This window comes from Pseudomonas sp. KCJK9000, assembly GCF_046230725.1.
In the GTDB taxonomy this organism is placed as follows: Bacteria; Pseudomonadota; Gammaproteobacteria; order Pseudomonadales; family Pseudomonadaceae; genus Aquipseudomonas; species Aquipseudomonas promysalinigenes.
The window spans coordinates 24,720-47,601 of record NZ_JBJJLN010000004.1; the positions used below are offsets into that span (position 1 = coordinate 24,720).

Here is a 22,882-nt window from a genome sequence, read left to right on the forward strand (position 1 = left end):
CCTTCACTCCCGATGGTCGTGGGTCTGGGTGATACGGCCATGTTCCACGTGGAACATGGCAACTGGCGTTTCCGTCTGCCAGCCTTCCCTCAGTAATTCGTGATCTACACAGGTGATGAACACCTGGCAGCGTAATTCTTCAAGCAAGCGGCACAGTGCGCGGCGATGCTGGTCATCCAGCTCGGACGGCAGGTCGTCTACAAGATAAATACAGTGACCGCGGCGAGCCTGGTTAACGAGGTGGCCCTGGGCGATACGCAATGCGCAAACGACCAGCTTTTGCTGACCACGTGACAGGATGTCCGCTGCGTTATTAGCAGCTAGACGAAGACGCAGATCAGCTCGCTGGGGGCCCGCTTGGGTGTGGCCCATCTGCTGATCGCGAAGGAGAGAGGAGGCAAGTACTTCTTGCAGTTCTCGGTCCTTGTCCCAGCCTCTGTAGTAGCTCAGGGTCAACCCGTCCAGCTCGACCAGCTCACTCAGGGTTTGCTCGAAGACAGGCTTCAAGGCCTTGATGTAGTTGCGACGGTATTCATCTATTTCTGCGCTGGCCAGGCATAATTCCCGGTCCCAGGCGGCTTGCGAAGCTGGGTCAAGTGTACCATGCCGCAACCACGAGTTCCGCTGCCGCAGTGCCTTCTGCAGGCGCTGCCATGCCGGGAGAAAACGAGGTTCCACGTGGAACACTCCCCAATCTAAAAACTGCCGGCGAATTTTCGGAGCGCCTTCCAGTAGGCGGAAACTATCTGGGTTGATCAACTGCAGCGGTAACAACTCTGCCAGCTGAGCAGCGCTCTTGGCGTTCTGTCCGTCAATCCTGATGGTAAATTCGCCCGCCCGCTCCCTGGAGACGCCCAAATTGCTGGTGCCCCCCTCAGCCAACTGCACCTCGCCAAACACCGTACAAGCCGCCTGCTCATACTGAATTACAGGGTTCAACCGGGTACTGCGGAATGAACGTGCAAGCCCAAGCAGGTGCACAGCTTCAAGCACACTGGTCTTGCCGCTGCCATTGGCGCCGTAAAGGATATTGATGCGGGGGGAAGGTGAGAGTGTCACCGGGTGCAGGTTGCGCACCGCGGTGACCATGATCCGTCGAAGGGACATTTCGCCTGCTTCGTATTACAGACGCATCGGCATGACAACATAGGAAGAGTCGTCATTGCCTGCTTCCTGCAGCAGGGCACTGCTGTTGGAGTCAGACAGGATCAGACGAACTTGCTCAGTGGTCATGACGCCCAACACATCCAACAGGTAACTCACGTTGAAGCCGATTTCCAGCGAACTACCTTCGTAGTCCACGCTGATTTCTTCTTCCGCTTCTTCCTGCTCAGGGTTGTTGGCCTGGATTTTCAGTTGGCCGGCCGCCAGTTGTAGACGGATACCTCGGTACTTCTCGTTGGAGAGAATCGCGGTACGGCTGAAGGCTTCGCGCAGCGCCTGACGATCGCCGACCACCACTTTGTCACCGCCTTTGGGCAGCACACGCTCGTAGTCCGGGAACTTGCCATCGACCAGCTTGGAGGTGAAGGTGAACTCACCGGTAGTGGCACGGATATGGTGCTGACCGAGGACGATGCTGACCATGCCTTCCGGGTCGGTCAGCAGGCGAGCCAATTCGAGGATACCCTTACGTGGAACGATGACTTGGTGGCGGTCATCCTGCTCGATCGGCGCGCTCATCGAGCACAGTGCCAAACGATGACCATCGGTGGAAACGGCGCGCAAGGTATTGCGCGAAACTTCCAGCAACATGCCGTTGAGGTAGTAGCGCACGTCTTGCTGAGCCATGGCGAAACTGGTGCGCTCGATCAAGCGGCGGAGTTTGCTCTGCTCGAGGTTGCAGGTCAGCGAGCCCGGGCCTTCTTCAACGGTAGGGAAGTCATTGGCCGGCAGGGTCGACAGGGTAAAGCGACTGCGGCCAGCTTTGACCAACAGCTTCTGCTCATCGACCTTGATATCGATCAGCACATCGTTTGGCAGGCTTTTGCAGATGTCCATCAGCTTACGTGCCGGGACAGTGATTTCGCCAGGCTCGGCAGGCTCTTCGAGCTGCACACGGCCAACCAATTCGACTTCCAGGTCGGTACCGGTCAACGACAGCTGCTGGCCTTGCACGACCAGCAGCACATTGGACAGCACCGGCAAGGTCTGGCGGCGCTCGACGACACCGGCGACCAGTTGCAGGGGTTTCAACAGGGCTTCGCGTTGAATGGTGAAATGCATGGTCTAGTCCCTTGCCTTCAATTAGCTGCGCTGGAATGCATCACGTTGTCAGCGTACGCAGCAGGTTCTTATAGTCCTCGCGGATGTCCGCGTCGGATTCCTTCAATTCGTTGATCTTGCGGCACGCGTGCAGCACTGTGGTGTGGTCGCGGCCGCCAAACATGTCACCTATCTCAGGCAAGCTGTGGTTGGTCAGTTCCTTCGACAGAGCCATGGCAACCTGTCGGGGGCGCGCGACGGAGCGGGAACGGCGTTTGGACAACAGATCGGCGATCTTGATCTTGTAGTACTCGGCCACCGTGCGCTGGATGTTATCCACACTCACGAGTTTATCTTGCAGTGCCAGCAAGTCTTTGAGCGACTCGCGAATCAGCTCGATGGTGATATCCCGGCCCATGAAATGCGAGTGAGCGATCACGCGCTTCAAGGCACCTTCGAGTTCACGTACGTTGGAGCGGATGCGTTGGGCAATGAAGAAGGCAGCATCGTGAGGCAGCTCAACCTTGGCCTGGTCGGCCTTCTTCATCAAGATCGCCACGCGGGTTTCCAGCTCCGGTGGTTCTACGGCCACCGTCAGGCCCCAGCCGAAGCGCGACTTCAGACGTTCTTCCAGGCCTTCGATCTCCTTGGGGTAGCGGTCGCTGGTGAGAATCACCTGCTGACCACCCTCGAGCAAGGCGTTGAAGGTGTGGAAAAACTCTTCTTGAGAACGCTCTTTGCGGGCGAAGAACTGAATATCGTCGATCAGTAGCGCATCCACCGAACGATAGAAACGTTTGAACTCATTGATCGCGTTGAGCTGCAGAGCCTTGACCATATCCGCGACGAAGCGCTCCGAATGCAGGTAAACAACCTTGGCATTCGGATTTTTCTTCAGCAGATGGTTACCCACGGCATGCATCAGATGAGTTTTACCCAGGCCCACACCACCGTAGAGGAACAGTGGGTTATAGCCATGCTTGGGGTTGTCTGCTACCTGCCAGGCAGCAGCACGGGCCAACTGGTTCGACTTACCCTCGACGAAGGTTTCGAAAGTGAAGGTTCGGTTCAGATAACTGGTGTGCTTGAGCGCACCTTCCACCTGAACCGTGCGTTGCTCAGTGCGGCTGCCGGGAGCGGGCGCTGAGCCACTGTCAGCCATGCCGTCGAAGCTATCACGCGAAGGCGAGTCATTCAGCTCATTGACTTGCACCTGCTCACCCACCGAAGCCTCCACAGGTTCGGCAAGCGCCACCACTGTAGGTGCTGCAGCCTGTTGCGCCTGGGTGCTGGCCAGAGATGCCGCCACAGCAGCGCTGACCGGTGCATTGGGTGCAGCACGAGGAGCAGAACTCCGGCGGCTGCCTATTAATAAGGAGAGGGAAGGCGCCATGCCGCTACCGTTTTCACCCAACAGCTCGAGCAAACGGCCAAGGTACTTTTCATTCACCCAATCGAGCACGAAACGGTTGGGCGCATACACGCGCAACTCGTCGCCTTCGGCTTCGACCTGTAGCGGACGGATCCAGGTGTTGAATTGCTGGGCAGGCAGTTCGTCGCGCAGAAGCTCCACGCACTGCTGCCAAAGTTCCACTGACACGGATATCCCCTGAGTTGAAAGCCGGATAAGGCCAAAACAAACCGCCATTGTACCGCTCGAGCGCTCAGTTATCCACATGTGGAAACATTCCAAGCCATGACAAAACAGTCAGTTAGCGGCCAAAACGCCTTCGAGGAGTTGTGAATAAGCTCTGTGGATAACCAGGCTTGAGCTCTATGCACAACCCTGACCTAAGATCTGTGGATAAATCATCTGTGGATAATCGCCAATTCTATCCACAGCCTTTACCCATGGCTGCCACAGGCGCAGCACCTGTTACCGACAAAGTTTTAAACCTCTGGAAGCCTCTTATTTACTGACGTGGCGCTAGTTATCCACAGAGGGTTGTCCACTTAAGATTTATAAGTTCTTTAGAAAAGCTTTTTATATCTCTCTTCTTTTTTTCTAATTTTGTCCCCGCCCGTCCTCCCGAGCAACCTCGCAGCGCCCCGTTCTCAGAAGTGCCTTCTATAAGGAAAGACTGGTTGGAAATTGACCTATGGGCTTGCTTTCTCTAGAATCGCCGATCTCTTAAAAAGGGGGCCATTCCGGCCCGTAGTCGACAAACCCAGGTAACAACGCCATGAAACGTACTTTCCAACCAAGCACCATCAAGCGCGCTCGCACCCACGGCTTCCGTGCCCGTATGGCTACCAAGAACGGCCGCGCTGTTCTGTCGCGTCGTCGTGCCAAAGGCCGTAAGCGTCTGGCCATTTGATTTTTCGGCACAGGTGGTGAGTCAGGACTTCAGTCGGGAAAAGCGACTGCTTACACCCCGGCACTTCAAAGCGGTCTTCGACTCCCCAACCGGCAAGGTTCCAGGGAAAAACCTGCTGATCCTTGCTCGCGAGAACGGCCTGGATCACCCGCGCCTCGGCCTGGTGATCGGCAAGAAGAGCGTCAAGCTCGCCGTTCAACGCAATCGCCTCAAGCGCTTGATGCGCGATTCCTTCCGGCTCAACCAGCAAGCATTGGGTGGCATGGATATAGTGATCGTCGCGCGCAAGGGATTGGGTGAGATGGAAAACCCGGAATTGCACCAACACTTTGGCAAGCTCTGGAAACGTCTGGCACGCAGCCGGCCCACTCCAGCGGCAGATGCCAATTCCGCAGGGGTAGACAGTCAACATGCGTAAACTGGCCATCGTCCCGATCCAGTTTTACCGTTACGCCATCAGCCCCCTGATGGCCAATCACTGTCGTTTCTACCCCAGTTGCTCCTGTTACGCTCTGGAAGCCATTGAAAACCATGGCCTCTTGCGTGGCGGGTGGCTAGCCGTTCGTCGCCTGGGGCGTTGTCATCCGTGGAACGACGGCGGTTTCGATCCCGTTCCTCCCGCTCCTTCCTCCCGAACTTCTTCGATAGCCGAGTAATCATGGATATTAAACGCACGATCCTGATCGTCGCCCTGGCAATCGTGTCCTACGTCATGGTCCTCAAGTGGAACGAGGACTATGGCCAGGCTGCCCTGCCGACTCAGAATACTGCTGCCAGCACTACTGCCCCGGCGTTGCCCGACGGCGTACCGGCCGGTAACGCCAGCGCCGATGTGCCAAGCGCCAATGCCGAATCCAGCCCTGCCGAACTGGCACCGGCCGCGGTCAGTAAAGACCTGATTCGGGTCAAGACCGATGTCCTGGACCTGGCTATCGATCCGGTCGGTGGTGACATCGTCCAGCTGAACCTGCCCAAGTACCCACGCCGTCAGGATCACCCGGATATTCCGTTCCAGCTGTTCGACAACGGCGGTGAGCGTGTCTACCTGGCACAAAGTGGCCTGACTGGTGCCAATGGTCCGGATGCGCGCTCGTCCGGTCGCCCGCTGTACGCGGCCGAGCAGAAGAGCTACCAATTGGCTGACGGCCAGCAACAACTGGTGGTCGACCTCAAGTTCAGCGATAACGGTGTCAATTACATCAAGCGCTTCAGCTTCAAGCGCGGTGAGTACGACCTGAACGTCAGCTACCTGATCGACAACCAGAGCGGTCAGCCGTGGAACGGCAATTTCTTCGCCCAACTCAAGCGTGACGCCAGTTCCGACCCGTCGTCGAGCACGGCCACCGGCACCGCGACCTATCTGGGCGCCGCCATGTGGACTGCCTCGGAGCCTTACAAAAAGGTTTCGATGAAGGACATCGACAAGGGTAGTTTGAAAGAAAATGTGTCCGGTGGCTGGGTCGCCTGGCTGCAGCACTACTTCGTCACCGCGTGGATTCCTGAAAAATCGGATAACAACGTGGTCCAGACTCGCAAGGACAGCCAGGGCAACTACATCATCGGCTACACCGGCCCGGCTCTGAGCGTTCCTGCTGGCGGCAAGGCCGAAACCAGCGCCATGCTGTACGCCGGCCCGAAGATTCAGTCCAAGCTCAAGGAGTTGTCCCCAGGCCTGGAACTGACCGTCGACTACGGCTTCCTGTGGTTCATTGCCCAGCCGATCTTCTGGCTGCTGCAACATATCCACAGCCTGCTGGGTAACTGGGGCTGGTCGATCATCGTGCTGACCATGCTCATCAAAGGCCTGTTCTTCCCGCTGTCGGCTGCCAGCTACCGCTCGATGGCGCGCATGCGTGCCGTGGCGCCCAAGCTCGCCGCACTGAAGGAACGCTTCGGTGACGATCGCCAGAAGATGTCCCAGGCGATGATGGAGCTGTACAAGAAAGAGAAGATCAACCCACTGGGCGGCTGCTTGCCGATCCTGGTGCAGATGCCGGTCTTCCTGTCCTTGTACTGGGTACTGCTGGAAAGCGTGGAAATGCGCCAGGCCCCGTGGATGCTGTGGATCACCGACCTGTCGATCAAGGATCCGTTCTTCATCCTGCCGATCATCATGGGCGCTACCATGTTCATCCAGCAGCGTCTGAACCCGACTCCACCGGATCCGATGCAGGCCAAGGTGATGAAAATGATGCCGATCATCTTCACCTTCTTCTTCCTGTGGTTCCCGGCTGGTCTGGTGCTGTACTGGGTTGTGAACAACTGCCTGTCGATCACTCAGCAGTGGTACATCACCCGCCGTATCGAAGCAGCTACCAAAAAAGCGGCTGCTTGACGGGCTACTGCGCTAGCCTGTGAATAAAAACGCCCCTTCGGGGGCGTTTTTGCTATCTGTCGTATTTGTCGTAGAGGCTTTCGACCATGAACACTGTGCGTGAAACCATCGCTGCCATCGCCACCGCCCAAGGCCGCGGAGGCGTTGGGATCGTCAGGCTGTCCGGGCCATTGGCAGGCAAGGCTGGGCAGCTGATCACCGGCCGCACGCTGACACCACGCCATGCACATTACGGCCCTTTCCGCGATGAAGAGGGCCTGGTGCTGGATGAAGGTATTGCGCTGTTCTTTCCTGGGCCCAACTCCTTCACTGGCGAAGATGTGCTCGAACTGCAGGGCCATGGTGGGCCAGTGGTACTGGATATGCTGCTGCAGCGCTGTGTACAAGTGGGTTGCCGCCTGGCGCGTCCGGGGGAGTTCAGCGAGCGAGCGTTTCTCAATGACAAGCTCGACCTGGCCCAGGCCGAAGCCATTGCCGACCTGATCGAAGCTAGCTCAAGCCAGGCTGCACGCAACGCGCTGCGCTCGTTGCAGGGGGAGTTCTCCAAACGTGTGCACGGCCTGACCGAAGCGTTGATTGCTTTGCGCATCTACGTCGAGGCTGCCATCGATTTTCCTGAGGAAGAAATCGACTTCCTTGCCGATGGCCATGTGCTTTCGATGCTCGATGCAGTGCGTGACCAGTTGTCTACCGTACAACGAGAGGCTGGGCAGGGCGCCTTGCTGCGCGATGGCATGACGGTAGTCATCGCCGGCAGGCCCAACGCCGGGAAATCGAGCTTGCTCAATCAGCTGGCTGGCCGGGAGGCCGCCATCGTGACGGATATCGCCGGTACTACACGCGACATTCTGCGTGAACATATCCACATCGACGGCATGCCGCTGCACGTGGTCGACACGGCAGGCCTGCGCGACACCGATGACCATGTGGAAAAGATCGGTGTAGAGCGGGCGTTGAAGGCTATTGGCGAGGCCGATCGAGTACTCTTGGTGGTTGATTCCACCGCGCCCGAGGCCAGCGACCCGTTCGCCTTGTGGCCTGAGTTTCTCGACCAGCGCCCCGAACCGGCCAAGGTCACGTTGATCCGCAACAAGGCAGACCTCAGTGACGAGCAAGTAGGGCTGGAACAGTCTGACGATGGCCATGTGACCATTACCCTGAGCGCCAAGGGGGACAACCAGGGGCTGCAACTGCTGCGTGACCACCTCAAAGCCTGCATGGGTTATGAACAGACTGCCGAAAGCGGCTTCAGCGCTCGCCGCCGCCACCTCGATGCCCTGCGCCAAGCCAGTTCGCATCTAGAGCATGGCCGTGCACAGCTGACTCTGGCAGGTGCCGGTGAGCTGTTGGCCGAGGACCTGCGTCAGGCGCAGCAGGCACTGGGTGAAATCACCGGCGCGTTCAGTTCTGACGACCTGCTGGGGCGGATATTTTCCAGTTTCTGCATCGGCAAATAGTCCACAGCTAGATAAGCCCAATGCCGCTCCCCATGGAGCGGCTTTTTTTTGCCTGAGATTTGGCCACTCGTCGGATCGTTGCGGGTTGCAGCTGGCTGTGCACAACTGATCCGACCGTCAGAGATGGCGAGTCCGGTGTACTGACATTCATCCACAGGCAGAAATTTTATGACAGGATCCCTGTGGAAAACCCATCATAAGCCCTTTTGATAAACGGGCTTTTTTCATGGTGACAAATCCGCCTGTGGGTAAATAGCCATTTAATCCACAGGCTGCTGAACGTTATCCATAGGCCTTAGGGTGGGTAAGCCACAGGGTTCAATTTCGCTGTAAACCACATGGATTATGCCCTACAGAACTTTATCCACAGATAAGGCTGTGCATAAGAATAAACATAAAAACAAAGCTTTTTTAAATTTCTCTCTCTGATTTCTGTTGTCTGCCACTCATCCACAGGCTGGTCAAAATTTGCTCAGACGGTTTCTTTAAAGGGGGGTAAGTCCCTATACTTGTCTGCTTACCTTCTCTATTCGCAAAAACAGGCACGAGGTGCGTGGTGGATTTCCCTTCCCGTTTTGAAGTGATCGTCATCGGCGGCGGCCATGCCGGTACCGAGGCTGCGCTTGCGTCAGCACGCATGGGTGTGAAAACCCTGCTGTTGACCCATAACGTGGAAACCCTCGGTCACATGAGCTGCAACCCAGCGATCGGTGGCATTGGCAAGAGTCACCTGGTCAAAGAAATCGATGCGCTCGGCGGCGCCATGGCGCTGGCCACCGACAAGAGCGGCATCCAGTTCCGTATCCTGAACAACCGCAAAGGGCCGGCCGTGCGCGCAACCCGCGCCCAAGCCGACCGCGCCATTTACAAGGCGGTGGTACGCGAGATTCTGGAAAACCAGCCCAACCTGTGGATATTCCAGCAGTCCTGCGATGACCTGATCGTCGAACAGGATCAGGTCAAGGGCGTCGTCACACAGATGGGCCTGCGTTTCTTCGCGGAGTCCGTAGTGCTGACCACAGGTACTTTCCTGGGCGGCCTCATCCACATTGGTTTGCAGAACCATTCCGGCGGACGCGCCGGCGACCCGCCTTCGATTGCCCTGGCTCACCGTATGCGCGAGCTGCCGCTGCGCGTGGGCCGGCTCAAAACCGGTACGCCTCCACGTATCGACGGGCGTTCGGTGGATTTCTCGGTGATGACCGAACAGCCGGGCGACACGCCGATCCCGGTAATGTCCTTCATGGGCAATGCGCAGATGCACCCGCGCCAAGTCAGCTGCTGGATCACTCACACCAACAGCCGCACCCACGAAATCATTGCCTCGAACCTTGACCGTTCGCCAATGTATTCCGGGGTGATCGAGGGCGTGGGCCCACGCTATTGCCCATCGATCGAAGACAAGATCCACCGCTTCGCCGATAAAGAAAGCCACCAGGTGTTCATCGAGCCCGAAGGCCTGAACACCCATGAGCTGTACCCGAACGGCATTTCCACCTCGTTGCCATTCGACGTGCAACTGGAGCTGGTGCGCTCGATCCGCGGCATGGAAAACGCGCACATCGTGCGCCCTGGTTACGCGATCGAGTACGACTACTTCGATCCCCGCGACCTCAAGTACAGCCTCGAAACCAAAGTCATCGGTGGGCTGTTCTTTGCTGGCCAGATCAATGGCACCACCGGTTACGAAGAAGCCGGTGCCCAGGGCTTGCTGGCCGGTACCAACGCAGCACTACGTGCGCAGGGCCGCGAAAGCTGGTGCCCGCGCCGCGACGAGGCGTACATCGGGGTACTGGTGGACGACCTGATTACGCTCGGCACCCAGGAGCCGTACCGCATGTTCACTTCGCGCGCCGAGTACCGGCTGATCCTGCGCGAAGACAACGCTGACCTTCGTCTGACCGAGAAAGGCCGCGAGCTGGGCCTGATCGACGATGATCGTTGGGCTGCATTCTGCGCCAAGCGCGATGGCATCGAGCGTGAAGAACAACGTCTGAAATCGACTTGGGTGCGCCCGAATACCGAACAGGGTCAAGCCATTGTGGATAAGTTCGGTACCCCGCTGGCTCACGAATACAGCCTGCTGAATCTGTTGGCGCGGCCAGAGATCGACTATGCCGGCCTGATCGAGGCTACAGGTGGTGATGATATCGATCCACAAGTGGCAGAGCAGGTCGAGATCAAGACCAAGTACGCCGGTTACATCGACCGTCAGCAGGACGAAATCGCCCGCTTGCGCGCCAGCGAAGATACCCGGCTGCCTGTGGATATCGACTACTCGGGCATTTCCGGCCTGTCGAAGGAGATCCAGAGCAAGCTCGGCCAGACCCGTCCTGAAACCCTGGGCCAGGCCTCGCGCATCCCTGGGGTAACCCCGGCGGCGATTTCCCTGCTGCTGATTCATCTGAAAAAACGCGGCGCTGGCCGCGAATTGGAGCAAAGCGCTTGAGTTCCTTGGTCACCCCGCAACATGCCGAAGAGTTGTTCACAGGTGCGCATCAGCTTGGTGTCGAGTTGAGCGGCGAGCAGCAGGAAAAGCTGCTGGGTTACCTGGCCCTGTTGATCAAGTGGAACAAAGCCTACAACCTTACCGCCGTGCGCGATCCTGACGAGATGGTTTCCCGTCATCTGCTGGACAGCCTCAGCGTGATGTCGTTTATCCACAGCGAACGTGACAGCTGGCTGGACGTGGGCAGTGGCGGTGGTATGCCTGGCATCCCCTTGGCTATCCTGCATCCACAAAAGCGTGTGACGGTACTGGACGCCAACGGCAAGAAGACCCGCTTCCTGACTCAGGTCAAAATGGAGCTCAAGTTGGACAACCTTACGGTTATCCACAGCCGAGTGGAGGCCTTTACGCCGTCCTCACCATTCAGCGGTATCATCTCGCGCGCCTTCAGCAGTATGGAGAACTTCACCAACTGGACCCGCCATCTAGGCGACACCGGGACGCAATGGCTTGCAATGAAGGGGCTGCATCCTGCCGACGAACTGGTAGCATTGCCCGCAGACTTCACAGTGGAAAGCGAGCAGGCCCTGACCGTTCCAGGTTGCCAGGGCCAGCGCCATCTGCTGATACTGCGCCGCAAGGCTTGATTGGGAACACACGCAACAATGGCTAAGGTATTCGCAATCGCGAACCAGAAAGGTGGTGTCGGCAAGACCACCACCTGTATCAATCTCGCAGCATCGCTGGCCGCGACCAAGCGTCGTGTGCTGCTGATCGACCTCGATCCGCAGGGCAATGCGACCATGGGCAGCGGTGTGGACAAACACGAACTCGAGCATTCGGTCTATGACCTGCTGATCGGGGAATGCGACCTTGCCCAGGCCATGCACTACTCCGAGCATGGTGGCTTTCAGCTGCTGCCGGCCAACCGGGACCTGACCGCTGCGGAAGTAGTGCTGCTGGAAATGCAGGTCAAAGAAAGCCGTCTGCGTAACGCGCTGGCGCCTATCCGTGACAACTACGATTACATTCTCATCGACTGCCCACCGTCGCTGTCGATGCTGACGCTGAACGCGCTGGTGGCCTCCGATGGCGTGATCATCCCGATGCAGTGCGAGTATTACGCGCTGGAAGGTCTTAGCGACCTTGTGGATAACATCAAGCGCATTGCGGCACGGTTGAACCCGCAATTGAAGATCGAGGGCCTGCTGCGGACCATGTACGACCCGCGTCTGAGCCTGAACAACGATGTTTCGGCGCAGCTCAAGGAACACTTTGGCGAGCAGTTGTACGACACTGTCATTCCGCGCAACATCCGCCTGGCCGAGGCGCCGAGTTTTGGCATGCCGGCGCTGGCCTACGACAAGCAATCGCGTGGCGCACTGGCCTACCTGGCCCTGGCCGGAGAACTGGTACGCCGTCAACGCCGTCAGTCACGCACTGCACAGACAACTTAAGGAATCCGCATGGCCGTTAAGAAACGAGGTCTCGGACGTGGGTTGGATGCACTGCTCAGTGGTCCGTCCGTCAGCGCGCTCGAAGAGCAGGCTGTGAAGATCGACCAGAAAGAATTGCAACACCTGCCTGTGGAACTGATCCAGCGGGGCAAGTACCAGCCGCGCCGTGACATGGACCCCGAGGCACTGGAAGAACTCGCCCACTCGATCCGCAACCACGGGGTGATGCAGCCGATCGTGGTGCGCCCGATCGACGGTAGCCGCTATGAGATCATTGCTGGTGAGCGCCGTTGGCGTGCCACACAGCAGGCAGGCCTGGACACTATCCCGGCCATGGTGCGCGAAGTACCCGACGAGGCCGCCATTGCCATGGCGCTCATCGAGAACATTCAACGCGAAGATCTCAACCCGCTGGAAGAAGCCTTGGCTTTGCAGCGCCTGCAACAGGAATTCGAACTGACCCAGCAACAGGTCGCTGATGCCGTGGGCAAATCGCGAGTGACCGTGGCCAACCTGCTGCGGCTTATTTCGCTGCCGGAAGCGATCAAGACCATGCTCGCCCACGGTGATCTGGAGATGGGCCATGCCCGTGCTTTGCTCGGGCTTGAGGAAGATCGTCAGGAAGAGGGGGCGCGTCATGTTGTCGCACGTGGCCTCACCGTGCGCCAAACTGAGGCACTGGTGCGTCAATGGCTCAATGGCAAGCCTGAACCGGTAGAGCCGGATAAACCTGATCCGGACATCGCACGCCTTGAACAACGGCTTGCAGAGCGCCTGGGCTCTGCCGTGCAGATACGGCATGGCAACAAGGGCAAAGGCCAGTTGGTTATTCGCTATAACTCGCTTGACGAGTTGCAAGGTGTGCTCGCACACATCCGCTGAAACAATTGCAATTGTAGCGAACAGTCGGAAATCACTACCCAAGAGTTGAATAGGGGTTAATCCACCCCTATACTCTGCGCGCATTTTGTCGGCACAAATTATGCCAAGTCGTTACTGACTTGTTGGTCGACTTCCGAGGAGCAGTTGTGATGGAAATCCGCACGCCAAACCGCCTGCCTTTCCATCGCTGGGCGGTTTTTCCGGTACTGCTGGCTCAATTCGTCGTACTACTGCTGGCAACCTTGGTGTTGTGGCAGTGGAAAGGGGCGGTCAGTGGATATTCAGGCCTTTGCGGAGGTTTGATTGCCTGGCTACCCAATGTGTATTTCGCCTGGAAGGCTTTTCGCTTTAGCGGAGCTCGGGCGGCACAAGCCATCGTCAAGTCGTTTTACGCGGGCGAGGCGGGCAAGATGATTTTGACGGCAGTGCTATTTGCACTGACCTTCGCAGGAGTGAAGCCACTGGCGCCGTTAGCAGTATTCGGCGTCTTCGTGTTGACCCTTTTGGTCAGCTGGTTCGCGCCCCTGCTGATGAATAAAAGACTTTCGAGACCTTAGGGCGTTTGAGGCAACCATGGCAGCAGAAACCGCTTCGGGCTATATCCAGCACCACTTGCAGAACCTGACCTACGGTCAACTACCAGACGGCAGCTGGGGCTTCGCCCATTCGGCTGCAGAAGCCAAGGCAATGGGCTTCTGGGCGTTCCACCTGGACACCCTGGGTTGGTCCGTCGCGCTGGGTCTGATCTTCCTGTTCATCTTCCGCATGGCGGCCAAGAAGGCGACTTCCGGCCAACCAGGCGGCCTGCAGAACTTCGTGGAAGTACTGGTGGACTTCGTCAACGGCAGCGTGAAGGACTCCTTCCACGGCCGTAGCCCAGTGATTGCCCCGCTGGCGCTGACCATTTTCGTCTGGGTATTCCTGATGAACGCCATCGACCTGGTTCCGGTCGACTGGATTCCTCAGCTGGCCATCCTGATCTCCGGTGATCCGCACATTCCGTTCCGCGCCGTGTCGACCACCGACCCGAACGCGACCTTGGCCATGGCCTTCTGCGTCTTTGCGCTGATCATTTTCTACAGCATCAAGGTCAAGGGCCTGGGCGGCTTCATCGGTGAGCTGACCCTGCACCCGTTCGGCAGCAAGAACATCTTCGTGCAGATCCTGCTGATCCCGGTCAACTTCCTGCTGGAATTCGTCACCCTGATCGCCAAGCCGATCTCCCTGGCACTGCGTCTGTTCGGCAACATGTACGCCGGCGAGCTGGTGTTCATCCTGATCGCGGTGATGTTCGGCGCCGGCATCCTCTGGCTGAGCGGCCTGGGTATCGTGCTGCAATGGGCGTGGGCTGTATTCCACATCCTGATCATCACCCTGCAAGCTTTCATCTTCATGATGCTCACCATCGTCTACCTGTCGATGGCTCACGAAGATAACCATTAAGACCGCCTGGCGTGTCTGATAGCCTTCCCCGCCTGTTTGGGGGGAGGGCTTAAAAAGTCCGCAAGGGCATGCTGTACCAAACGATTTGTTTTACCGCTTCAAACTAAAAACCTAACCAATACGACGTAAAAGTCGGGAGGAAAGATGGAAACTGTAGTTGGTCTGACCGCTATCGCTGTTGCTCTGCTGATCGGCCTGGGTGCTCTGGGTACCGCCATTGGTTTCGGCCTGCTGGGCGGCAAATTCCTGGAAGGCGCTGCTCGTCAGCCAGAGATGGTTCCGATGCTGCAGGTCAAAATGTTCATCGTTGCCGGTCTGCTCGACGCCGTAACCATGATCGGTGTTGGTATCGCTCTGTTCTTCACCTTCGCGAATCCGTTCGTTGGTCAGATCGCCGGCTAATCACTCGTCACTACGAGTTGATGGCTGTATGAATTAAGACCGAGCGAGGTGTTGGCGTGAACATTAATGCAACCCTGATTGGCCAATCCGTTGCTTTTCTGATTTTTGTACTCTTCTGCATGAAGTATGTATGGCCTCCGGTCATCACTGCCCTGCAAGAGCGCCAAAAGAAGATTGCCGACGGTTTGGACGCTGCCAACCGCGCAGCTCGCGACCTGGAGCTGGCCCAAGAGAAAGCGGGTCAGCAACTGCGTGAAGCTAAAGCCCAGGCAGCCGAAATCATTGAGCAAAGCAAGAAACGCGCTGCTCAGCTTGTCGAGGAAGCCCGTGAACAGGCCCGCGTCGAAGCTGACCGTGTGAAGGCTCAGGCTCTGGCCGAGATCGAACAGGAACTCAACAGCGCTAAAGACGCCCTGCGTGCCCAAGTGGGTGCCCTGGCCGTTGGCGGTGCCGAAAAGATCCTTGGCGCCACAATCGATCAAAACGCGCATGCGGAGCTGGTTAACAAACTGGCCGCTGAAATTTAAGCGAGGGCGATCATGGCAGAACTGACCACGTTGGCCCGACCTTACGCTAAGGCTGCCTTTGAGCATGCCCAGGCCCATCAGCAACTGGCCAATTGGTCAGCCATGCTCGGCCTGGCTGCTGCGGTTTCGCAAGACGAGACCATGCAGCGCCTGCTCAAGGCCCCGCGACTGACGAGCGCAGAAAAGGCCGCCACGTTCATTGACGTGTGCGGTGACAAGTTCAATGCACAGGCACAGAATTTCATTCATGTTGCCGCGGAAAACGACCGTCTCCTGCTTCTGCCGGAGATTGCCGCTCTGTTCGACCTGTACAAGGCCGAGCAAGAGAAATCCGTGGACGTGGAAGTCACCAGTGCCTTCGCGTTGGACCAAGAACAGCAAGACAAACTCGCCAAGGTTCTCAGTGCACGGTTAGGCCAGGAAGTGCGCCTGCACGCGTCGGAGGATGCCAGCCTTATTGGCGGCGTCGTCATCCGCGCAGGTGACCTGGTAATCGATGGCTCTGTTCGCGGCAAAATCGCGAAACTGGCCGAAGCATTGAAATCTTGAGTTTGAAGGGGCAGCAGAGCAATGCAGCAACTCAATCCTTCCGAAATTAGTGAAATCATCAAGGGCCGCATCGACAACCTCGATGTGAGCTCCCAAGCCCGTAACGAAGGTACCGTCGTTTCGGTTTCCGACGGTATCGTGCGCATCCACGGTCTGGCCGACGTCATGTATGGCGAAATGATCGAGTTCCCTGGCAGCGTATTCGGCATGGCCCTGAACCTGGAGCAAGACTCCGTAGGTGCAGTGATCCTGGGTGCCTATGACACCCTGGCCGAAGGCATGAGCGCCAAGTGCACCGGTCGCATCCTGGAAGTTCCGGTTGGTAAGGAACTGCTGGGTCGCGTCGTTGACGCCCTGGGCAACCCGATCGACGGCAAAGGTCCTCTGGGCAACACCCAGACCGACGCAGTCGAGAAAGTGGCTCCAGGCGTGATCTGGCGTAAGTCGGTAGACCAGCCTGTACAGACTGGCTACAAGTCCGTCGACGCCATGATCCCTGTCGGCCGTGGCCAGCGTGAGCTGATCATCGGTGACCGTCAGATCGGCAAGACCGCCATGGCCATCGACGCCATCATCAACCAGAAAGACTCCGGTATTTTCTGCGTTTATGTTGCTGTCGGCCAGAAGCGTTCCACCGTTGCCAACATCGTTCGCAAGCTGGAAGAAACCGGCGCCCTGGCCAACACCATCGTGGTCGTTGCCAGTGCTTCGGAATCCGCCGCGCTGCAGTTCCTGGCGCCATACGCCGGCTGCACCATGGGCGAGTTCTTCCGTGACCGCGGTGAAGATGCCCTGATCGTTTACGATGACCTGTCCAAGCAGGCCGTTGCGTACCGTCAGATCTCCCTGCTGCTGCGCCGTCCACCAGGACGTGAAGCGTACCCAGGTGACGTGTTCTATCTCCACTCCCGTCTGCTGGAGCGTGCGTCGCGCGTTTCCGAAGAGTACGTCGAGAAGTTCACCAACGGCGCAGTGACTGGCAAAACCGGTTCCCTGACTGCCCTGCCGATCATCGAAACCCAGGCTGGCGACGTTTCCGCGTTCGTTCCGACCAACGTGATTTCCATCACCGACGGTCAGATCTTCCTGGAATCGGCCATGTTCAACTCGGGCATCCGCCCTGCAGTGAACGCCGGTGTTTCGGTATCCCGCGTAGGTGGTGCCGCTCAGACCAAGATCATCAAGAAGCTGTCCGGTGGTATTCGTACCGCACTGGCTCAGTACCGTGAACTGGCTGCATTCGCCCAGTTCGCTTCCGATCTGGACGAAGCGACCCGCAAGCAGCTGGAGCATGGTCAGCGCGTAACCGAGCTGATGAAGCAGAAGCAGTACGCGCCAATGTCCATTGCGGACATGGCTCTGTCGCTGTACGCCGCTGAGCGTGGTTTCCTGACTGACGTGGAAGTCTCCAAGATCGGCAGCTTCGAGCAAGCACTGATCGCCTACTTCAACCGTGATCACGCCGAACTGATGGCGAAGATCAACGTGAAGGGTGACTTCAACGACGAAATCGACGCAGGCCTGAAAGCCGGTATCGAGAAGTTCAAGGCCACCCAGACCTGGTAAGCCGCAGCGGGGGCTCCGGCCCCCGCTTGCTAACCTGATAGGTGATACATGGCAGGCGCAAAAGAGATTCGCAGTAAGATTGCGAGCATCAAAAGCACGCAAAAAATTACCAGCGCCATGGAGAAAGTGGCGGTCAGCAAAATGCGCAAGGCACAAATGCGCATGGCTGCTAGCCGTCCTTACGCGGAGCGTATCCGCCAGGTGATCGGTCATCTGGCCAACGCCAACCCGGAATACCGCCACCCGTTCATGATCGAGCGCCCTGTGAAGCGCGCCGGTTATATCGTGGTGAGCAGTGACCGTGGTCTGTGCGGTGGCTTGAACACCAACCTGTTCAAGGCCCTGGTCAAGGACATGAGCGTAAACCGCGAACAGGGCGTGGAAATCGACCTGTGCGTGATCGGCAGCAAGGGTGCGACTTTCTTCCGCATCTTTGGCGGCAACGTCGTAGCCGCGATCAGCCACCTGGGCGAAGAGCCATCGATCAACGACTTGATCGGCTCCGTCAAAGTGATGCTGGACGCCTACCTGGACGGCCGTATCGATCGCCTCTCGGTGGTTTCGAACAAGTTCATCAACACCATGACCCAAAAACCGACGGTCGAGCAATTGGTACCGTTGGTGGCAACCCCGGATCAGGATCTCAAGCATCACTGGGATTACCTGTACGAACCTGACGCAAAAGAGCTGCTGGACGGCTTGATGGTGCGTTACGTGGAGTCGCAGGTTTACCAGGCGGTGGTCGAGAACAACGCTGCTGAACAAGCGGCCCGGATGATCGCCATGAAGAACGCCACAGACAACGCCGGTGATTTGATCAAAGAGCTTCAGTTGATCTACAACAAGGCGCGTCAGGCTGCGATCACCCAGGAGATCTCGGAAATCGTCGGCGGCGCTGCCGCGGTTTAACGGTTCAAAAATTCAGAGGATCCAGCTATGAGTAGCGGACGTATCGTTCAAATCATCGGCGCCGTCATCGACGTGGAATTCCCACGTGACGCGGTACCGAGTGTTTACAACGCGCTGAAAGTACAAGGCGCGGAAACCACCCTGGAAGTTCAGCAGCAGCTGGGCGACGGTGTGGTTCGTACCATTGCGATGGGCTCGACCGAAGGCCTCAAGCGCGGTCTGGATGTCGTCGACTCCGGCGCTGCCATTTCCGTTCCTGTTGGTAAGGCCACCCTGGGCCGCATCATGGACGTACTGGGCAACCCAATCGACGAAGCCGGCCCAATCGGCGAAGAAGAGCGTCGCGGTATCCACCAGCCAGCGCCTTCGTTCGCTGACCAGGCAGGCGGCAACGACCTGCTGGAAACCGGCATCAAGGTTATCGACCTGGTTTGCCCGTTCGCCAAGGGTGGTAAGGTTGGTCTGTTCGGTGGTGCCGGTGTCGGCAAGACCGTAAACATGATGGAACTGATCCGTAACATCGCCATGGAACACAGCGGTTACTCCGTGTTCGCTGGTGTGGGTGAGCGTACTCGTGAGGGTAACGACTTCTACCACGAGATGAAGGACTCCAACGTTCTCGACAAGGTAGCGCTGGTCTACGGTCAGATGAACGAGCCACCAGGAAACCGTCTGCGCGTAGCGCTTACCGGCCTGACCATGGCTGAGAAGTTCCGTGACGAAGGTAACGACGTTCTGCTGTTCGTCGACAACATCTATCGTTACACCCTGGCCGGTACCGAAGTATCCGCACTGCTGGGCCGTATGCCTTCGGCAGTAGGTTACCAGCCGACCCTGGCTGAAGAGATGGGCGTTCTGCAAGAGCGCATCACCTCCACCAAGGAAGGTTCGATCACCTCCGTTCAGGCCGTATACGTACCTGCGGACGACTTGACCGACCCGTCGCCTGCGACCACCTTCGCCCACTTGGACGCCACCGTCGTTCTGTCCCGTGACATCGCCTCCCTGGGTATCTACCCAGCGGTCGACCCACTGGACTCGACTTCGCGCCAGCTGGACCCGAACGTGATCGGCACCGAGCACTACGAGACCGCTCGTGGCGTTCAGTATGTTCTGCAGCGCTACAAAGAGCTGAAAGACATCATCGCCATTCTGGGTATGGACGAACTGTCCGAAGCCGACAAGCAACTGGTAGCCCGCGCTCGTAAGATCCAGCGCTTCCTGTCGCAGCCGTTCTTCGTGGCCGAGGTCTTCACCGGCTCGCCAGGCAAGTACGTTTCCCTGAAAGACACCATCGCTGGCTTCAGCGGCATCCTCAAAGGTGACTACGACCACCTGCCAGAACAAGCGTTCTACATGGTCGGCAGCATCGACGAAGCGATCGAGAAAGCCAAGAAACTGTAATCCCGGCGCCCCGCAAGGGGCGCTAATCAGGTTGAGGCAAGCAGATGGCTATGACAGTCCATTGCGATATCGTCAGCGCGGAAGGAGAAATCTTCTCCGGCCTGGTCGAGATGGTAGTAGCGCACGGCAACCTGGGCGATCTTGGTATCGCTCCAGGCCACGCCCCGCTGATCACCAATCTCAAGCCTGGTCCGATCACGCTGACCAAGCAAGGTGGCGATCGTGAGGTGTTTTACATCTCCGGTGGCTTCCTCGAAGTGCAGCCAAACATGGTCAAGGTTCTTGCCGACACCGTGCAGCGCGCTGCCGACCTGGACGAAGCTCAGGCTCAGGAAGCCCTCAAGGCTGCTGAGAACGCCCTGAACGCGAAAAGCTCGGACTTCGACTACGGTGCTGCCGCCGCACGCCTGGCCGAGGCTGCAGCTCAACTGCGAACCGTCCAGCAATTGCGCAAAGGCAAGTAATCCGGCCAAGCCGCTTACTTCCGTTGCGATTGAGTTAAAGGGTAGCCTCGGCTACCCTTTTTCTTTTTCTGAATTTCTTCTCAGGTCACGCCCCTGACCGCCCAGGATTGGTAGCCAGTCAATGTCCCTCGATATCGTTATTCTTGCCGCCGGCCAAGGCACCCGCATGCGCTCGGCGCTGCCCAAGGTGCTGCACCCTGTTGCCGGTAACTCCATGCTCGGCCACGTTATCCACAGTGCGCGCCTGCTCCAGCCTCAAGGCATCCACGTGGTGATCGGGCACGGCGCCGAGCAGGTGCGTGAGCGTTTGGCCGCCGATGACCTGAATTTCGTCATGCAGGACAAACAGCTGGGTACTGGCCATGCTGTTGCTCAAGCGTTGCCGGCGATCACTGCCGACACAGTGCTGGTGCTCTACGGTGACGTGCCGCTTATAGAAGTGGAAACCCTGCAGCGTCTGCTGGCCAAGGTCAGCGATAAGCAGCTAGGTCTGCTCACCGTCACTCTGCAGGACCCCACAGGCTATGGCCGCATCGTGCGCAACGACGAAGGCGAGGTTACCGCTATCGTCGAGCACAAGGATGCCACTGAAGAGCAGAAGGCGATCAAGGAAGGCAATACCGGTATCCTGGCCCTCCCAGCGGCGCGCCTGGCCGACTGGATGAGCCGGCTGTCGAACAACAACGCCCAGGGCGAGTACTACCTTACTGACGTCATCGCCATGGCTGTGGCCGATGGGCTGGTGGTCGCCACCGAGCAGCCCCACGACCCCATGGAAGTGCAGGGCGCCAATGACCGTCGCCAGTTGTCGGAGCTTGAGCGTCACTATCAACTGCGTGAGGGCCGCCGGCTGATGGCTCAGGGTGTGACCCTGCGCGACCCCGCACGCTTCGATGTCCGTGGCCAGGTCACAGTGGGCCGAGATGTGCTGATCGACATCAACGTTATTCTTGAGGGCAAGGTAGTCATCGAAGACGACGTACAGATCGGCCCGAACTGCGTGATCAAGGACAGCACCCTGCGCAAGGGCGCGATCATCAAGGCCAACTCTCATCTGGACGGTGCGGTGATGGGCGAGGGCAGCGATGCCGGCCCGTTCGCCCGCCTGCGCCCGGGGAGCGTACTGGATGCCAAAGCCCATGTGGGTAACTTCGTCGAATTGAAAAATGCCCATCTCGGTCAGGGTGCCAAAGCGGGGCACCTGACCTACCTGGGCGACGCCGAGGTGGGCGCGCGGACCAATATCGGTGCAGGAACCATCACCTGCAACTACGATGGCGCCAACAAGTTCAAGACCGTGATGGGCGAGGACGTATTCATTGGCTCCAACAACTCGCTGGTCGCGCCTGTGGATATCAAGAGCGGTGCGACGACCGCCGCCGGTTCGACTGTTACTCAGAACGTCGAAGCAGGCCAGTTGGCCGTCGCTCGCGCCCGTCAACGCAATATCGATGGCTGGAAACGTCCCGAGAAGATCGTGAAGGGCTGAGTTATACACAGCGGGTTCGATAAGAAGCCGACTTATGTGAATAAGTCGGCTTTTTTGTGGTTGTGATTCTTGAAGAAACGGATTTAGCCGCGATGAGCATCACATTGCATCGGCAGGCCAGCATTCAAGGATAAAACCCGCACCTACGTGGCCGATTCGTCGGAATAAACTTATCCACAGCTTGACGGCGCCACGATCTTAGGTTTTGATTGCGATCATTATCTTTCGAATCGAAACTTAAGCGCTCATGTCGAAACGTAACACTCCTCAGCGTCGTCACAATATCCTTGCCTTGCTCAACGAACAGGGTGAGGTGAGTGTGGATGCTCTGGCACGGCGATTCGAAACTTCTGAAGTGACTATCCGCAAGGACCTCGCGGCCTTGGAGGCCAATGGCCTGTTGCTTCGCCGTTACGGTGGAGCCGTTCCCGTACCCCAGGAGATGCTCGTGGAAACCGCCCAACCGGTGTCGGCTTACAAAAAGGCCATCGCCCGCGCAGCGGTCGCCCGAATACGCGAACACGCCCGCATCATCATCGACAGCGGTAGCACCACCGCCGCCATGATTCCTGAACTGGGACGTCAACCCGGCTTGGTGGTGATGACCAACTCCTTGAACGTCGCCCGCGCCATCAGCGAACTGGAGCACGAGCCGGTGCTGCTGATGACCGGCGGCACCTGGGACCCGCATTCAGAATCATTTCAAGGCCAGGTCGCAGAACAGGTACTGCGCTCCTACGATTTTGACCAGCTGTTCATTGGGGCCGATGGCATCGACCTGCAGCGAGGTACCACCACGTTCAACGAGCTGCTCGGCTTGAGCCGAGTGATGGCGGAAGTTGCCCGTGAAGTGATCGTGATGGTCGAGTCCGATAAGGTCGGGCGCAAAATCCCCAACCTCGAGCTGCCCTGGGGCAGCGTGCATACCCTTATTACAGACGAACGCCTGCCCGCAGCGGCACGTGAACAAATTCAAGCTCGCGGCATCAACCTGATCTGCGCCGCGATCAGCCAGGAGCAATAACT

The 22,882-nt window shown here is 58.0% G+C and carries 23 protein-coding genes; 20 read left to right on the forward strand and 3 right to left on the reverse strand.

Going from position 1 to position 22,882, the window contains the following annotated elements:
• Window positions 1-3: 3 nt before the first annotated feature.
• Genes recF through dnaA form a run of 3 tightly spaced genes read right to left on the reverse strand, consistent with a single transcriptional unit; the run spans window position 4 to window position 3,805 of the window.
• Complete coding sequence (gene recF, locus ACK59H_RS03005) at window positions 4-1,107, reverse strand: DNA replication/repair protein RecF (protein WP_060477654.1); 1,104 nt, start codon at window positions 1,105-1,107, stop codon at window positions 4-6.
• Window positions 1,108-1,122: 15 nt separating this feature from the next.
• Window positions 1,123-2,226 (reverse strand): DNA polymerase III subunit beta, encoded by a 1,104-nt coding sequence (dnaN, locus tag ACK59H_RS03010; protein ID WP_060477653.1) that lies wholly within the window; start codon window positions 2,224-2,226, stop codon window positions 1,123-1,125.
• A 40-nt stretch (window positions 2,227-2,266) separates the two neighbouring features.
• Window positions 2,267-3,805: a chromosomal replication initiator protein DnaA gene (gene dnaA / locus ACK59H_RS03015; protein WP_060477652.1), complete on the reverse strand. Its 1,539-nt coding sequence runs from the start codon at window positions 3,803-3,805 to the stop codon at window positions 2,267-2,269.
• A gap of 583 nt (window positions 3,806-4,388) precedes the next feature.
• On the opposite strand from dnaA, the gene rpmH reads away from it, so the two are divergent.
• From rpmH to ACK59H_RS03115, 20 genes are all read left to right on the forward strand, one after another.
• Complete coding sequence (gene rpmH / locus ACK59H_RS03020; RefSeq protein WP_003253163.1) at window positions 4,389-4,523, forward strand: 50S ribosomal protein L34; 135 nt, start codon at window positions 4,389-4,391, stop codon at window positions 4,521-4,523.
• Between the two features lie 13 nt (window positions 4,524-4,536).
• Complete coding sequence (rnpA, locus tag ACK59H_RS03025; protein WP_081016619.1) at window positions 4,537-4,941, forward strand: ribonuclease P protein component; 405 nt, start codon at window positions 4,537-4,539, stop codon at window positions 4,939-4,941.
• Window positions 4,934-5,179, forward strand: coding sequence for a membrane protein insertion efficiency factor YidD (gene yidD / locus ACK59H_RS03030; protein WP_081016618.1), 246 nt, complete (start codon window positions 4,934-4,936; stop codon window positions 5,177-5,179). Before rnpA ends, yidD begins: the two co-directional genes overlap by 8 nt.
• A 2-nt stretch (window positions 5,180-5,181) precedes the next feature.
• Window positions 5,182-6,858, forward strand: a complete 1,677-nt coding sequence (yidC, locus tag ACK59H_RS03035) for a membrane protein insertase YidC (RefSeq protein WP_060477650.1) — start codon at window positions 5,182-5,184, stop codon at window positions 6,856-6,858.
• An 86-nt stretch (window positions 6,859-6,944) separates the two neighbouring features.
• Window positions 6,945-8,315, forward strand: a complete 1,371-nt coding sequence (gene mnmE / locus ACK59H_RS03040) for a tRNA uridine-5-carboxymethylaminomethyl(34) synthesis GTPase MnmE (RefSeq protein ID WP_060477649.1) — start codon at window positions 6,945-6,947, stop codon at window positions 8,313-8,315.
• 556 nt (window positions 8,316-8,871) lie between these two features.
• Complete coding sequence (mnmG, locus tag ACK59H_RS03045; RefSeq protein WP_060477648.1) at window positions 8,872-10,764, forward strand: tRNA uridine-5-carboxymethylaminomethyl(34) synthesis enzyme MnmG; 1,893 nt, start codon at window positions 8,872-8,874, stop codon at window positions 10,762-10,764.
• Complete coding sequence (gene rsmG / locus ACK59H_RS03050) at window positions 10,761-11,411, forward strand: 16S rRNA (guanine(527)-N(7))-methyltransferase RsmG (RefSeq protein ID WP_060477647.1); 651 nt, start codon at window positions 10,761-10,763, stop codon at window positions 11,409-11,411. Before mnmG ends, rsmG begins: the two co-directional genes overlap by 4 nt.
• An 18-nt stretch (window positions 11,412-11,429) precedes the next feature.
• Window positions 11,430-12,221 (forward strand): ParA family protein, encoded by a 792-nt coding sequence (locus tag ACK59H_RS03055; RefSeq protein WP_060477646.1) that lies wholly within the window; start codon window positions 11,430-11,432, stop codon window positions 12,219-12,221.
• 9 nt (window positions 12,222-12,230) lie between these two features.
• Entirely contained in the window at window positions 12,231-13,103 is an 873-nt protein-coding gene (locus ACK59H_RS03060; RefSeq protein WP_060477645.1) for a ParB/RepB/Spo0J family partition protein, read from the forward strand.
• 149 nt (window positions 13,104-13,252) lie between these two features.
• Window positions 13,253-13,660 (forward strand): F0F1 ATP synthase subunit I, encoded by a 408-nt coding sequence (locus ACK59H_RS03065; protein WP_008092225.1) that lies wholly within the window; start codon window positions 13,253-13,255, stop codon window positions 13,658-13,660.
• 16 nt (window positions 13,661-13,676) lie between these two features.
• The gene (gene atpB / locus ACK59H_RS03070) at window positions 13,677-14,546 is read left to right on the forward strand and encodes a F0F1 ATP synthase subunit A (protein WP_060477644.1); all 870 of its coding nucleotides are present in this window, start codon (window positions 13,677-13,679) and stop codon (window positions 14,544-14,546) included.
• Between the two features lie 144 nt (window positions 14,547-14,690).
• On the forward strand, window positions 14,691-14,948 hold the full coding sequence (gene atpE, locus ACK59H_RS03075; protein ID WP_003097235.1) for a F0F1 ATP synthase subunit C: 258 nt from the start codon (window positions 14,691-14,693) through the stop codon (window positions 14,946-14,948).
• A gap of 56 nt (window positions 14,949-15,004) precedes the next feature.
• The gene (locus ACK59H_RS03080) at window positions 15,005-15,475 is read left to right on the forward strand and encodes a F0F1 ATP synthase subunit B (protein WP_003253189.1); all 471 of its coding nucleotides are present in this window, start codon (window positions 15,005-15,007) and stop codon (window positions 15,473-15,475) included.
• Window positions 15,476-15,487: 12 nt separating this feature from the next.
• Window positions 15,488-16,024 (forward strand): F0F1 ATP synthase subunit delta, encoded by a 537-nt coding sequence (locus ACK59H_RS03085; RefSeq protein ID WP_060477643.1) that lies wholly within the window; start codon window positions 15,488-15,490, stop codon window positions 16,022-16,024.
• A 21-nt stretch (window positions 16,025-16,045) separates the two neighbouring features.
• Window positions 16,046-17,590 (forward strand): F0F1 ATP synthase subunit alpha, encoded by a 1,545-nt coding sequence (gene atpA / locus ACK59H_RS03090; RefSeq protein ID WP_060477642.1) that lies wholly within the window; start codon window positions 16,046-16,048, stop codon window positions 17,588-17,590.
• 48 nt (window positions 17,591-17,638) lie between these two features.
• Window positions 17,639-18,499, forward strand: coding sequence for a F0F1 ATP synthase subunit gamma (gene atpG / locus ACK59H_RS03095; protein ID WP_054893005.1), 861 nt, complete (start codon window positions 17,639-17,641; stop codon window positions 18,497-18,499).
• Window positions 18,500-18,526: 27 nt separating this feature from the next.
• Window positions 18,527-19,903 carry a F0F1 ATP synthase subunit beta gene (gene atpD / locus ACK59H_RS03100; RefSeq protein WP_060477641.1) on the forward strand — a complete coding sequence of 459 codons (1,377 nt, stop codon included), beginning with the start codon at window positions 18,527-18,529 and terminating at the stop codon, window positions 19,901-19,903.
• 44 nt (window positions 19,904-19,947) lie between these two features.
• Window positions 19,948-20,367, forward strand: a complete 420-nt coding sequence (locus ACK59H_RS03105) for a F0F1 ATP synthase subunit epsilon (protein WP_011536500.1) — start codon at window positions 19,948-19,950, stop codon at window positions 20,365-20,367.
• A 121-nt stretch (window positions 20,368-20,488) separates the two neighbouring features.
• Complete coding sequence (gene glmU / locus ACK59H_RS03110) at window positions 20,489-21,856, forward strand: bifunctional UDP-N-acetylglucosamine diphosphorylase/glucosamine-1-phosphate N-acetyltransferase GlmU (protein WP_060477640.1); 1,368 nt, start codon at window positions 20,489-20,491, stop codon at window positions 21,854-21,856.
• Between the two features lie 247 nt (window positions 21,857-22,103).
• Window positions 22,104-22,880, forward strand: coding sequence for a DeoR/GlpR family DNA-binding transcription regulator (locus ACK59H_RS03115; protein ID WP_060477639.1), 777 nt, complete (start codon window positions 22,104-22,106; stop codon window positions 22,878-22,880).
• The last annotated feature ends 2 nt before the right edge of the window (window positions 22,881-22,882 follow it).